The organism is Streptomyces sp. NPDC099050, assembly GCF_044759865.1.
Classification (GTDB): Bacteria; Actinomycetota; Actinomycetes; order Streptomycetales; family Streptomycetaceae; genus Streptomyces.
Map to the genome: position 1 here is coordinate 60,115 of NZ_JBIWAE010000030.1, position 11,861 is coordinate 71,975.

Genomic DNA, 11,861 nt, shown 5'->3' on the forward strand with positions numbered 1-11,861 from the left:
TCCCTTGTCGGATTCTCCGGCCGTCGCCGTGTTCGGTTCCGCGTTTCCGTGGCGCCGGGTAATCGTTAACCAGGTCGAAAGTGGCGCGACGGTCGCCACTGGCCGCCATTGGTCACCCCTGGAAGAGGATTTTCAAATGAAGCTCTCGAAGGTCGCCGCAGTCGTCGTCGGCTCCGTCGCCGCCCTCGGCGCCACCTCCCCCGCCTTCGCCGCCACCGAGGCGCCGGCCGTCCCCATGAGCCTGACGAGCGGACTGACGGCGGTGACCGACTCGGTGAACCCGGTGTCGGCGGCGCTGCCCCAGACCGTGGGCAACGGACTGGCCGAGCAGGGCGAGAGCGTCCAGAAGGTCGTGACCACGGTCCAGAAGGTCAACGAGGTCCGCAACGACGCTCCGGCCGAGGTGATGCACCTCGCCAACGGGGCCACCCAGGCCTCCCCGCTGCTCGGCGGAGTGAAGCTCAACGGCGGCGGCAAGCACTGACGGGCCCGTCCCGTTCGACCCACCACATGACTGTGGGCGCCCCCGGCCTCGCCGGTGGCGCCCACAGTCATGTGGTGAATCGAACGTCAGTCGTTGACGCAGACGTTGCCGAACGCCGGGTTCAGCGCACCGATCACGTTGACGGAGTTGCCGCAGACGTTGACCGGAACGTGGACCGGGACCTGACCCAGGTTGCCCGAGAGGACACCGGGGGAACCCACGGCCGCGCCCTCGGCCGACGAGTCGGCCATAGCGGAGCCGGCGGCACCGGCCGCAGCGAGACCAGCGGTGGCCAGGACCAGGGCGGCCTTCTTGGCAGTGTTCATGGGAAGTGCACCTTCTCTTCGATGTTCTGCCCCGATTCCGGGGCTCACATCGAGCGAAACGGTCCACCATCCCAGACGACACGGTTCCGCACGCGATCAGACCTGTTCAGCCCAATGGTCGTCACCGCGTGCGGGTCCGCGTACGGATCCCGGTGCCTACGGAAGGAACTCCGCGAACGAGGGGATCTTCGGGACGAGGCCCGCCGGTGTTCCGGGCACCGCCGGCACGGCGGGCACCGCGGCCGCGGGCGGGGCCGCGGGATCGGAGACCGGGAGCGCCGGGACGCCGGGGATCTCGGGGACCGGGACGTCGGGGATCTCCGGTACCGCGGGAACCGCCGGCACCGCGGGAACCGCCGGCACCGCGGGAACCGCCGGCACCGCGGGAACCGCCGGCACTGCGGGTACCGCCGGGATCGCCGGGAGCTGCAGGTCCGGGAGACCGGGGATCGCGGGGATCTCCGGCAGGGACGGGAGCGTGGGCAGTTTGATCTCGGGGATCTTGATCCCCGGGAGCAGGGTGCCCAGGCTCTTCGTCAGGTTCGCCAGGATCTCGGAGACGGCGGCGAGGGCGTCCTCGACGGGACCCGCCTTCGCCACCCTCTCGTTGATCTCCTCCTGGGCGGCCGCCACCCGGTTCGCGGCGGCACCGGCGCCTTCCGCGGCGCCCGCGGGAGCTGCCGCGCCGGTGAGTATGACGACCGCCAGGGCCGACGGGACGAGGACGCGGATGCGGGAGGCCTTGGTGCGGTGCATGGGTGTTCCTTCTGGTGGTCGCTCAGAAGCGGACCCGAGCGATCCGCCTCCTTACCCACCGTGCGAACGAGTTCTACGGAGCGCAACACGAGCGCGGGGCCGCCCGCCCCGCTGCGGGGTGCGTACGGGCTTCGCGCACGCGTCCGGGGGCGGCTCACCCCACTCGGGGAAAACCCGCCCGTGGACAGGCCGTTTGAGTGAAGCAGCGGAACCAACCCCCGTAAGAGCAGTTGATCAGGGCGCTCCACTAGCGGGCACTCGTGCGACAAAAGGATCAAGATGCTCAAGAAGATCATGACTGCTGCCGCGGTCACCGCCGCCGCCGTCGGCGCGGGCGCTGCTGCTGCCGCCCCCGCCATGGCGATCGGCAACGACAACGGGATCAACACCGTCAACGGGAACGGCGCCGTGCAGGCGTACGGCAACCAGAAGACCCACGGTGACATGAGCCCGCAGCTCGGAGTCGTCCAGGGCACCCTGAACAAGCCCTGCATCGGCCTGCCGGCCAAGGTCAACGCCCAGTCCCTGGTGGCGCTGCTCAACATCGGTGTCCAGGACATCAACGTCCTGTCCAACCCGCAGAACCAGCAGTGCACCGAGAACTCCACCCAGGCCAAGGGCGACGAGCCGCTCTCGCACATCCTCAGCAACATCCCGGTCCTCTCGGGCAACGTCTCCCAGGGCAGCTGATCTCCGCTCCCGACACACGGTCCGGGCACCTGGCGCCCGTGGAGCGATGCGTTCGAAGAAGCGGTGTGAAGTCGTGAAGCGACGAGGGCCCCGGCAGCGTCCAGCTGCCGGGGCCCTCGTGTGCCGTCGGCCGGTCCGGTGGGATCAGCCGGTCCAGAAGTCCCACCACCGGGTCAGGATCAGCATCCCGATCACGCCGGTGTGCAGGACGGGCGGGGCCCAGCCGAAGTCGGCGAAGAAGGTCGCCACCGGAGCGGGCGCGGGAAGGATCCCCGTGCGCACGGTGTGCGCGGTGACCGCCCAGAACATCACCAGGGTGGCCACCCAGGTCAGGCAGCACCACAGGCAGAGCGCGTTGATCTCGTAGAGCGACTGGACCATGAGCCAGGAGCAGAATCCGACGCCGAAGAGCATTCCGGCGTTCAGACCGAGCCAGAACCAGCCCCGGTGGCGGGCCCCGGCCAGCAGGCCGGCGCCGACGCACACGACCGCCCCGTAGGCGACCAGCCCCAGCATCGGGTTCGGGAAGCCGAAGGCCGCCGCCTGCTCGCTCTTCATCACGCTGCCGCAGGAGACCACCGGGTTGAGGCTGCACGCGGGCTTGAAGTCCGGGTTCTCCAGCAGCAGGAACTTGTCCAGGGTGATGACCCAGGCGGCCAGCACCCCGGCGGCGCCGGTGAGCAGCAGCAGCCAGCCCAGCGCACGGGGGGCCGCGATCGGTTCCGCGTCCTTGTGGTTGTGGGGCCGGCCCTGCTGGCGGGGGACGCCCACGGTATTTGTTGCCATACGGTCATGCTCCCGCCCTTGTGCCCGCTATCCGGCCCAACCATGCTCATCGACATGGAGGTTGACCTGAAGGGGTGGCTGGAACCCCCGGCGCTTCCCGGACGTTTTACCGAACCCCGGACGTGATGTCAGACCCAGGGGCTACGTTGAGCTTCCGCGAAGTGACAAGCTGCGACGGCCTGGAGACCCACCTTGAGCGATCCGCACGAGACCACCGAGGCGCACCTCGGCCGACTCCTGGGCCGCGCCCTCAACTCCTTCGACCTGCCGGACGAATTGGTCGAGCGGCTGAGCACCGCGCTCGCCCACAGGTCCTCGCTCCACACGAACCGGCGCAGCCCCGCGGCCGGACCGTGGCGGGAGATACACCGGCACGCCTACCTGCTGTCCGACGGCGACTCCGTGGTCCTGTGGGAGCTGGCGCACCGTCAGGACGACGGCCGGTCCATACGGTACGAGGTCTTCGCCAGCAAGGCGGAGACCTGTCTCGCGGCGGCCCGGCTCTTCGGCGAGGTCCCCTCGCAGGTGGCGCGGGACCTCGTGGAGGTGACGGTCGAGGAGGACCCGGAGAGCGACATCGCCGTGCTGAGCGCGCTGTTCACCAATCCGACCCCGGCCCAGCGACACCGTGAGTACGCGGTGGAGGAGTCCGCGGACCACGCCCGCCGGGTGCTGCGCCGCGCGGAGAACCCCGACCGGCCGGGCGAGCAGGTGGCCCTGCTGCTGCGGTCGGCCTACGCGCACGAGATCACGCAGGTGTTCGGCACCCGGCAGTGCCTCGCGGACGGGCGGGACGCCGGCTTCAGCCTGTACGAGCACTCCTTCGTCCTGCTGGACGGGAGCGAGTTCAGCCTGTGGGAGGTCGAGCACACGGTGACGCCGGACGGGCGGCACATGTGCGAGGTCTACGAGACCGAAACGGCCGCGCGCGGAGCCATGGAGCTCCGCGCGCGGGTGAGGTGACGGGGTCGGGGACGGGGTCGGGGACGGGGACGCCGGTCAGGCGGCGATGGTGACCTTCGCCGGGTCCGCCAGGGGCTCCGCTTCGGCGGTCGTGTCCTGCTTGCGCATCCCCTTGAGGAGGATGACCAGGCCGGCGCTGGTGGCCGTACCGGCCGCGATGGCGATCAGGTAGAGCAGCGGGTTGCCGATCAGCGGGATCACGAAGATGCCGCCGTGCGGGGCCCGCAGGGTGCACTCGAAGGCCATCGAGAGGGCTCCGGTGACCGCGCCGCCGGCCATGGCGGCCGGGATCACGCGCAGCGGGTCGGCCGCGGCGAACGGGATGGCGCCCTCGCTGATGAAGGAGGCGCCCAGGAACCAGGCGGCCTTGCCGTTCTCGCGCTCCGTCTTGGAGAAGAGCCGGCCGCGGACCGTGGTGGCCAGTGCCATCGCCAGCGGCGGCACCATGCCGGCGGCCATCACGGCCGCCATGACCTTGAGGCTGCCCTCGTTGGGGGTGGCGAGACCGCCGATGGCGAAGGCGTAGGCCACCTTGTTGAGCGGGCCGCCGAGGTCGAAGCACATCATCAGGCCGAGGATGACGCCGAGGATGATCGCGTTGGCGCCGGAGAGACCCGACAGCCAGTCGGTGAGGGCCCGCTGGAGCGAGGCCACGGGCTTGCCGACGACCAGGAACATCAGGAACGCGGTGACGGCGGAGCCGATGAGCGGCAGGACGACCACCGGCATGATCCCGCGCAGGGCGACGGGGATCTTCACCTTCTGGACGGCGAGGACGGTGCCGCCCGCGATGAGACCGGCGATCAGGCCGCCGAGGAAACCGGCGTCGATGGTGAGGGCCACGGCGCCGCCGACGAAGCCGGGGACGAGCCCGGGCCGGTCGGCCATGCCGTAGGCGATGTAGCCGGCGAGTACGGGGACCAGGAAGCCGAAGGCGAGGCCGCCGGTCTGGAAGAGCAGGGCCGCCCAGCTGGCGGCCTCGGTCCAGACGAAGTGCTCGGCGACCGAGGGGGCGTTGTTGATCTCGTAGCCGCCGATGGCGAAGGCCAGGGCGATGAGGAGGCCGCCGGCGGCGACGAAGGGAACCATGTAGCTGACGCCGGACATCAGCCAGGTACGGAGCTTCGCGCCGTAGCCGTCCTGGTCCTCTCCGGCCTCTTCGACCGGAGTCGGGGAGGTGGTGGAGATCTCGCCCCGGGCGGCCTTGTCGCGGGCCTCTTGGAGGAGTTCCGCCGGGCGGTTGATGCCGGCCTTGACGCCTACGTCGACGGTGGGCTTGCCGGCGAAGCGGGCCCTGTCCCTGACCGGGACGTCGTGGGCGAAGACGGCCGCGTCGGCGGCGGCGATGGTTTCCGGGGTGAGCTTGGTGAAGCCGGCCGAGCCCTGGGTTTCTACCGTGAGCTCGATGCCCGCCGCTTGCGCGGCCTGGGTGAGTGCCTCGGCGGCCATGTAGGTGTGCGCGATGCCCGTGGGGCAGGAGGTGACGGCCACGATGCGGAACGGCTGCACTGCGGGGCTCTCCCCCACCCCGCCCCTTCCCGAAACCGGGCTCTGCCCGGACCCTTCGGGGGCTCCGCCCCCGGACCCCCGCTCCTCAAACGCCGGAGGGGCTGGGTTTGGCGCCGGAGGGGCTGGGTTGCCCGCTACCAGGGCTGCCGCCTCCTCCGGAGTGGCCGCCGCGCGGAGGGCTGCCACGAAGTCCGGGCGCATCAGGCGACGGGCCAGGGTGGAGAGGATGGAGAGGTGGGCGTCGTCCGCGCCGGCCGGGGCGGCTATCAGGAAGATCAGGTCCGCCGGGCCGTCCGGGGCGCCGAAGTCGATGCCCGACGGGGAGCGGCCGAAGGCCAGGGTGGGGGCCGTGACGTGGGTGGAGCGGCAGTGGGGGATACCTATGCCGCCCTCCAGGCCGGTCGGCATCTGGGCCTCGCGCGCGGCCACGTCGGCCAGGAAACCGTCCAGGTCGGTGACCCGGCCCAGCGTCACCATCCGTTCGGCGAGGGCACGTGCCGCCCCCTCCTTGGACTCCGCTGACAGGTCGAGGTCGACCAGTTGAGGGGTGATCATCTCGCTCATCGCTCGTCACTCATTTCGGACAGAGGGAGGTCCAGGGGCAGGTCCTGGGTGATGTGGACCGCGTCGGGGCGCAGGTCGGAAGGGGCCGGCATGGCGCTGCCGGGAAGCTGGACCGCGGCCGCGCCGTGGGCCAGGGCGGAGGCCAGGGCCGCAGGCCCCGTACCCCCCGCGATCAGGAAGCCGGCGAGGGAGGCGTCGCCCGCGCCGACGTTGCTGCGGACCGAGGAGACGGCCGCCGTGCCGTAGTAGGTGCCCTCCTCGGAGACCAGGAGCTGGCCGTCCGCGCCGAGGGAGGCCAGGACCGCGCCCGCGCCCAGCGAGCGCAGTTCCTCCGCGGCCTTGAGCACGTCGCCGAGGGTGGACAGGGGCCGCCCGACCGCCGCCGCGAGCTCCGAGGCGTTCGGTTTGATCACGTCCGGGCGGGCCGGCAGCGCCGCGAGCAGCGCCGGGCCGGAGGTGTCCAGGGCGATGCGGGCGCCCGCCGCGTGGGCCCGGGTCACGATGTCGGCGTACCACTCGGGGCCGAGGCCGCGCGGGAGGCTGCCGCAGCAGGCGATCCAGGCGGCTCCGCCCGAGCAGGTGCGGACCGTTTCCAGGAGGAGCGCCGACTCCTCGGAGGTCAGCGCCGGGCCGGGGGCGTTGATCTTGGTGAGGGTGCCGTCCGGTTCGGCGAGGGAGATGTTGGAGCGGGTCTGGCCGGCGATGGAGACCGCCGTGACGTCCACGCCCTGAGCGCCGAGGAGTTCGGCGATCATCGTGCCCGGGGTGCCGCCGAGCGGCAGGACCGCCGTCGTACGGAAGCCCGCGGCGGCCACCGCGCGGGAGACGTTGACTCCCTTGCCCCCGGGGTCGACCCGGTCGGTGGTGGCGCGCAGTACCTCACCTCGGTCCAGCGAGGGGACTTCGTAGGTCCGGTCGAGGGAGGGGTTCGGGGTGACGGTGAGGATCATACGAGCACAACTTCCGTACCGGCGGCCTCGATCGCCGCCTTCTGAGCGGGGTCGAGCCCCGGGTCCGTGATGAGGAGGTCGACCCCCGCGAAGGAGCCGAAGCGCGCGAAGTGCTCTTGGCCCGCCTTCGCGGAGTCGGCGAGGAGGACGACGCGGCGGGCCGCCGCCATCGCGGCCCGCTTGACGGCGGCCTCGGCGAGGTCGGGGGTGGTCAGCCCGCCCTCGGCGGTGAAACCGTTGGTCGCGAGGAAGAGGACGTCGGCGCGGATCTCGGCGTAGGCGCGCAGGGCCCAGGCGTCGACGGCGGCGCGGGTGCGGTGGCGGACGCGCCCTCCGACGAGGTGGAGGTCGATGCCGGTGTGGTCGGCGAGCCGGGCGGCGACGGGCAGCGCGTGGGTGACCACGGTGAGCGCGGAGTCGACCGGGATCGCGGCCGCGAGGCGTGCCACCGTACTGCCCGCGTCGAGGACGATGCTGCCGCCGTCGGGGAGTTCGGCGAGCGCGGCGGCCGCGATGCGGTCCTTCTCGTCGGCCGCGGTGGCCTCGCGCTCGGTGAGGTCCGGCTCGAAGTCGAGGCGGCCGGCCGGTATGGCACCGCCGTGCACCCGGCGCACGAGCCCGGACCGGTCCAGGGCCTTGAGGTCGCGGCGCACGGTCTCGGCCGTGACCTGGAACTGCTCGGCCAGGGACAGGACGTCCACCCGGCCCGCCTCGCGGGCGAGGCGGAGGATCTCCTGCTGGCGCTCCGGTGCGTACATGTGGTTTCAGATCCGTTCGATGCCCGACTCTGTGGGTTCCCTTGGATCGTACGCCCGTTTGCGCCTGAAAACAAAACAAACGGGCATGTCCGCCCATGGAAGCGGACATGCCCGTGAGTGACCCGCACCCGTGAGTGCGCGGAGGTGCGCGGACTAGCCCGCGTGCTCCGTGCCGCCCTCGCGCTCGGCCATGGGGACGGCCTTGCGCGGCAGCATGAACATCACCGAGAAGATCACGACCAGGACGGCCACGACCCACCACATGGCGTTGTGGAACGCGTCCACGTAGGGCGGTCCGAAGACGCGGTCGTCCTCGATGAACCCGAAGTAGACGACGGAAGTCAGGCCGAGGCCCAGCGCGTTGCCCATCTGGCCGGTGGTGTTGATCAGCCCGGACGCCGAGCCGGCGTGCTCGCGCGGCACCTCGGAGAGCACGGTGTCGGTCAGCGGGGCGATGATCAGGCCCATGCCGGCGCCCATGACGATCAGCGGAGCGGCCATCTGCCAGGAGGTGATGGTCATGCCGTAGCGGTCCGACTCCCAGATGTAGAGGAGGACGCCCGCTGCCATGACCAGCGCACCGGCCTGGAGCACCTTGCGGCCGAAGCGCGGTACGAGCTTCTGCACGGACACGCCCGCGGCGGCCGAGACGGCGATCGAGAACGGGATGCCGGTGGAGCCCGCCTTCAGGGCGCTCCAGCCGAGGCCCATCTGCATGTAGAGCGTCCACACCAGGAAGAAGATGCCGGTCGCGAGGCCGAAGGTCAGCTGGACGGCGATACCGCCGGCGAAGCTCTTGACCTTGAAGAGGGAGAGCTCGACGAGCGGGGAGCCGTCCTTGCGGATCTTGTACTTCTCGTAGGCGATGAAGGCGCCGAAGACCACCGGCGAGGCGATCATGCAGACGAAGCCCCACGCGGGCCAATCGTTCTCGCGGCCGTGGGTGAGCGGGAAGATCAGCATGACCAGGGCGAGGGTGGCGAGCACGACGCCCACCAGGTCCAGGCGCAGCGCCTTGGGGGCCTTGGACTCGGAGATGAACTTGCGGCCCAGGATCACGCCGGCGATGCCGACGGGCAGGTTGATCAGGAAGATCGGGCGCCACTCGAGACCGGCGATGTTCCACTCGGTGAGCAGGGCGCCGAGCATCGGGCCCGAGACGGCGCCGAGGCCGATGATCGCGCCGAACAGGCCGAAGACCTTGCCGCGCTCGTGCGGCGGGAAGGTGACGTGGATGATCGCGAGCACCTGCGGGACCATCATGGCCGCCATGGCGCCCTGGAGGATGCGGGCGGCGACGAGCACGTCGGGGCTGGGGGCGAGACCGCAGAGCAGCGAGGCCGCGGTGAAGCCGGATATGCCGAGGAGGAAGAGGCGCTTGCGGCCGTAGATGTCACCGAGACGGCCGCCGGTGATCAGACCGGCGGCGAAGGCGAGTGCGTAGCCCGCTGTGATCCACTGGATGGCGCTGGTGGAGGCGCCGAGGTCCTCGCGCATCCGGGGTATCGCGATGTTGACGATCGTGACGTCGACCAGGTCCATGAAGGCGGCGGTCATCACGATGGCGAGCGCGATCCAGCGGCGGCGGTCGGCGGGGGCCGCGGGCTCGTCGCCGGCCGTGCTCGGGTCACCGGCGTTGCCGGAGTCGCCGGAGTCGCCGGCCTTGCTGATCGAGGTGGTCTCTACGGGAGGGTCGGTCCGCTCTTCTTGTACGGGCCCGTTCTTTCCTTCGGGCGATGACTGGGTCGTCTCGGTGCTCATGAGGAGAAACCTAGACGGCATGTAGGTCAGTTGGTGTCCTATTTGGCTGGCACCTTTGAACCATGACCGATACCCCGGCCCGCCTCCTCTCCCTGCTCTCCCTGCTCCAGACCCCGCGCGAGTGGCCCGGCAGCGAGCTGGCCGAGCGGCTGCGGGTCAGCGCCCGTACGATCCGGCGCGACATCGACCGGTTGCGGGAGCTCGGATACCCCGTGGAGGCCACGCTCGGCGCGGAGGGCGGGTACCGGCTGGTGGCGGGCGCCGCGATGCCGCCGCTCGCCCTGGACGACGAGGAGGCCGTCGCCATCGCGGTGGGGCTGCGGGCGGGGGCCGGGCACGCGATCGAGGGCGTGGAGGAGGCCTCCGTACGGGCCCTCGCGAAGCTGGAACAGGTCCTGCCGGGACGGCTCCGGCGGCGGGTGGGCGCGCTGCAGTCGGCGACGGTCGCGGTGGTGCGGGGCGACGGGGCGAGCGTGGACCCGCGGACGCTGACGGCGATCGCCTCGGCGGTGGCGGGGCCGGAGCGGCTGCGGTTCGCCTACCTGGACCGGGACGGGGTGGCCTCGCGGCGGCTGGTGGAGCCGTACCGGCTGGTCAGCACCGGGAGCCGGTGGTACCTCGTGGCCTACGACATGGAGCGCGAGGACTGGCGGACCTTCCGCGTGGACCGGGTGAGCGAGCCCGGCGCGACCGGGGTGCGGTTCGCTCCGCGGGAGCTGCCGATGGATGCGGTGGAGTTCGTGCGGCGGGGGTTGCGGGGTGGGGAGTCGACCTACCTGGTCGATGTCACCTTCGCGGTGGCCGTGGGGTTGCCCGAGTGGGTGCGGGAGCATGTGGTTGCGCCGGCGGGGGATCACACCGGGGTGCGGGTGCGGTTCGAGTCGGCGGATTCGCCGGAGTGGCTGGTGGCGCGGCTGGCCTTGGCCGGGGTGCCGTTTGTCGTGCACGGGCCCGGGGTGCTGGTCGAGGCGGCTCGGGTGCTGGGGGCACGGCTGGCGGAGGCGGCGGGGCCGTAGCGGGGGCCCTGCGGGGGCTGTCCCCTACCCACCCTTCCACCGTTCCCTGGGGCTCCGCCCCAGACCCCGCTCCTCAAACGCCGGAGGGGCTGGATTTGGCCGGACGGGCCGGGCTGGGACGGGTCGGGGGAAAGGGGAGCCCCCGGCGCCTGGGGGGGATAGGCGCCGGGGGCTCGTATGGGGGGCTTCGTCTGGGGCCGGTCAGGCCACCGCGTCGAAGCCGGTGTCGCGGGCCATCTTCTTCAGTTCGAGCAGCGCGTGCTTCTCGATCTGGCGAATCCGCTCGCGGGTCAGGCCGTGCTGCTTGCCCACTTCTGTCAGCGTACGCTCCCGACCGTCATCAATGCCGTAACGCATCTTGATAATCGACGCGGTTCGCTGGTCCAGCTTGCCCAGCAGGTCCTCCAGCTCCTCGCTGCGCAGCAGGGAGAGGACGGATTGCTCCGGGGAGATGGCCGAGGTGTCTTCCAGCAGGTCGCCGAACTGCGTGTCGCCGTCCTCGTCCACGCCCATGTTCAGGCTGACCGGGTCGCGCGCCCAGTCCAGGACGTCGCCGACGCGCTTCTCCGTGGTGTCCAGCTCGGCGGCGATCTCCGCGTGCTCCGGGTCACGGCCGTTCTCGCGGTTGAACTCGCGCTGGACCCGGCGGATCCGGCCGAGCTCCTCCACCAGGTGAACGGGGAGCCGGATGGTGCGGGACTGGTCGGCGATGGAGCGGGTGATCGCCTGGCGGATCCACCACGTGGCGTACGTGGAGAACTTGAATCCCTTGGCGTAGTCGAACTTCTCCACGGCGCGGACCAGGCCGGCGTTGCCCTCCTGGATGAGGTCGAGGAGGGGGAGTCCGCTGCGCGGGTAGCGGCGGGCCACGGCGACGACCAAGCGGAGGTTCGAGCGGATGAAGACTTCCTTGGCACGCTCGCCCTCGGCGGCCAGGAATTCGAGCTCCTCCTGGGAGGGCTTCTTGCCCTTGCGCTCTATCGCGCCGTCGAGGATCTGCTGGGCGTACACGCCCGCCTCGATGATCTGCGAGAGCTCCACTTCCTTGGCCGCGTCGAGCAGCGGGGTGCGCGCGATCTCGTCCAGGTACATGCCGACCAGGTCGCGGTCTGCGATCTCCCCGCCCACAGCACGAGCGCTGCTCGTGGACTGACGACGGGCGACGGCGCGGGTTGCCATGCGTGCTCCCTTGCGATGAGTTCGGTCGCGGTGGTGCGGTGACACTCTCCCGAGTGCCCGCTTCCGAAGGAAACAACGACTGGAATCGGGACAGAATTCCCACGTCGCTCCCTGTTTTC

The 11,861-nt window shown here is 71.1% G+C and carries 12 protein-coding genes; 4 read left to right on the top strand and 8 right to left on the bottom strand.

Annotated features, from left to right (window positions below; all coding sequences use genetic code 11):
• Positions 1–136: 136 nt before the first annotated feature.
• Positions 137–484 carry a hypothetical protein gene (locus tag ACIQV3_RS35260; RefSeq protein WP_403719855.1) on the top strand — a complete coding sequence of 116 codons (348 nt, stop codon included), beginning with the start codon at positions 137–139 and terminating at the stop codon, positions 482–484.
• A gap of 86 nt (positions 485–570) precedes the next feature.
• Here the strand turns inward: ACIQV3_RS35260 and ACIQV3_RS35265 are convergent, their stop codons facing one another.
• Both ACIQV3_RS35265 and ACIQV3_RS35270 read right to left on the bottom strand, forming a co-directional pair.
• Positions 571–810, bottom strand: coding sequence for a chaplin (locus ACIQV3_RS35265; RefSeq protein ID WP_327306287.1), 240 nt, complete (start codon positions 808–810; stop codon positions 571–573).
• 156 nt (positions 811–966) lie between these two features.
• Complete coding sequence (locus tag ACIQV3_RS35270) at positions 967–1,566, bottom strand: hypothetical protein (protein ID WP_403719858.1); 600 nt, start codon at positions 1,564–1,566, stop codon at positions 967–969.
• A gap of 279 nt (positions 1,567–1,845) precedes the next feature.
• On the opposite strand from ACIQV3_RS35270, the gene ACIQV3_RS35275 reads away from it, so the two are divergent.
• Complete coding sequence (locus ACIQV3_RS35275) at positions 1,846–2,256, top strand: rodlin (RefSeq protein ID WP_403719860.1); 411 nt, start codon at positions 1,846–1,848, stop codon at positions 2,254–2,256.
• Positions 2,257–2,400: 144 nt separating this feature from the next.
• Here ACIQV3_RS35275 and ACIQV3_RS35280 read toward each other — a convergent pair whose 3' ends face one another.
• On the bottom strand, positions 2,401–3,042 hold the full coding sequence (locus tag ACIQV3_RS35280; RefSeq protein WP_403719864.1) for a vitamin K epoxide reductase family protein: 642 nt from the start codon (positions 3,040–3,042) through the stop codon (positions 2,401–2,403).
• 192 nt (positions 3,043–3,234) lie between these two features.
• Here ACIQV3_RS35280 and ACIQV3_RS35285 point away from each other — a divergent pair, with 192 nt between their 5' ends.
• The gene (locus tag ACIQV3_RS35285; protein WP_403719866.1) at positions 3,235–4,005 is read left to right on the top strand and encodes a DUF6227 family protein; all 771 of its coding nucleotides are present in this window, start codon (positions 3,235–3,237) and stop codon (positions 4,003–4,005) included.
• A 36-nt stretch (positions 4,006–4,041) separates the two neighbouring features.
• Here ACIQV3_RS35285 and ACIQV3_RS35290 read toward each other — a convergent pair whose 3' ends face one another.
• The 4 genes from ACIQV3_RS35290 to ACIQV3_RS35305 form a co-directional block, all read right to left on the bottom strand.
• Complete coding sequence (locus ACIQV3_RS35290; RefSeq protein ID WP_403719869.1) at positions 4,042–6,078, bottom strand: fructose-specific PTS transporter subunit EIIC; 2,037 nt, start codon at positions 6,076–6,078, stop codon at positions 4,042–4,044.
• Positions 6,075–7,028, bottom strand: coding sequence for a 1-phosphofructokinase (gene pfkB, locus ACIQV3_RS35295; protein WP_403719871.1), 954 nt, complete (start codon positions 7,026–7,028; stop codon positions 6,075–6,077). Before pfkB ends, ACIQV3_RS35290 begins: the two co-directional genes overlap by 4 nt.
• Positions 7,025–7,786 carry a DeoR/GlpR family DNA-binding transcription regulator gene (locus ACIQV3_RS35300; RefSeq protein WP_403719873.1) on the bottom strand — a complete coding sequence of 254 codons (762 nt, stop codon included), beginning with the start codon at positions 7,784–7,786 and terminating at the stop codon, positions 7,025–7,027. The genes pfkB and ACIQV3_RS35300 overlap by 4 nt, the downstream gene beginning before the upstream one ends.
• 153 nt (positions 7,787–7,939) lie before the next feature.
• Positions 7,940–9,547 (bottom strand): MFS transporter, encoded by a 1,608-nt coding sequence (locus ACIQV3_RS35305; protein ID WP_403719875.1) that lies wholly within the window; start codon positions 9,545–9,547, stop codon positions 7,940–7,942.
• A 62-nt stretch (positions 9,548–9,609) separates the two neighbouring features.
• On the opposite strand from ACIQV3_RS35305, the gene ACIQV3_RS35310 reads away from it, so the two are divergent.
• Complete coding sequence (locus ACIQV3_RS35310; RefSeq protein WP_403719877.1) at positions 9,610–10,563, top strand: helix-turn-helix transcriptional regulator; 954 nt, start codon at positions 9,610–9,612, stop codon at positions 10,561–10,563.
• A 201-nt stretch (positions 10,564–10,764) separates the two neighbouring features.
• Here the strand turns inward: ACIQV3_RS35310 and ACIQV3_RS35315 are convergent, their stop codons facing one another.
• Entirely contained in the window at positions 10,765–11,742 is a 978-nt protein-coding gene (locus ACIQV3_RS35315) for an RNA polymerase sigma factor RpoD/SigA (protein ID WP_403719879.1), read from the bottom strand.
• Between the last annotated feature and the right edge of the window lie 119 nt (positions 11,743–11,861).

Bases quoted from the DNA above. Each gene is read 5' to 3' on its own strand.
- ACIQV3_RS35280 (WP_403719864.1), bottom strand. From the start codon at position 3,042: ATGGCAACAAATACCGTGGGCGTCCCCCGCCAGCAGGGCCGGCCCCAC.
- pfkB (WP_403719871.1), bottom strand. From the start codon at position 7,028: ATGATCCTCACCGTCACCCCGAACCCCTCCCTCGACCGGACCTACGAA.
- ACIQV3_RS35300 (WP_403719873.1), bottom strand. From the start codon at position 7,786: ATGTACGCACCGGAGCGCCAGCAGGAGATCCTCCGCCTCGCCCGCGAG.
- ACIQV3_RS35315 (WP_403719879.1), bottom strand. From the start codon at position 11,742: ATGGCAACCCGCGCCGTCGCCCGTCGTCAGTCCACGAGCAGCGCTCGT.
- ACIQV3_RS35275 (WP_403719860.1), top strand. From the start codon at position 1,846: ATGCTCAAGAAGATCATGACTGCTGCCGCGGTCACCGCCGCCGCCGTC.
- ACIQV3_RS35305 (WP_403719875.1), bottom strand. From the start codon at position 9,547: ATGAGCACCGAGACGACCCAGTCATCGCCCGAAGGAAAGAACGGGCCC.
- ACIQV3_RS35310 (WP_403719877.1), top strand. From the start codon at position 9,610: ATGACCGATACCCCGGCCCGCCTCCTCTCCCTGCTCTCCCTGCTCCAG.
- ACIQV3_RS35290 (WP_403719869.1), bottom strand. From the start codon at position 6,078: ATGAGCGAGATGATCACCCCTCAACTGGTCGACCTCGACCTGTCAGCG.
- ACIQV3_RS35260 (WP_403719855.1), top strand. From the start codon at position 137: ATGAAGCTCTCGAAGGTCGCCGCAGTCGTCGTCGGCTCCGTCGCCGCC.
- ACIQV3_RS35265 (WP_327306287.1), bottom strand. From the start codon at position 810: ATGAACACTGCCAAGAAGGCCGCCCTGGTCCTGGCCACCGCTGGTCTC.
- ACIQV3_RS35270 (WP_403719858.1), bottom strand. From the start codon at position 1,566: ATGCACCGCACCAAGGCCTCCCGCATCCGCGTCCTCGTCCCGTCGGCC.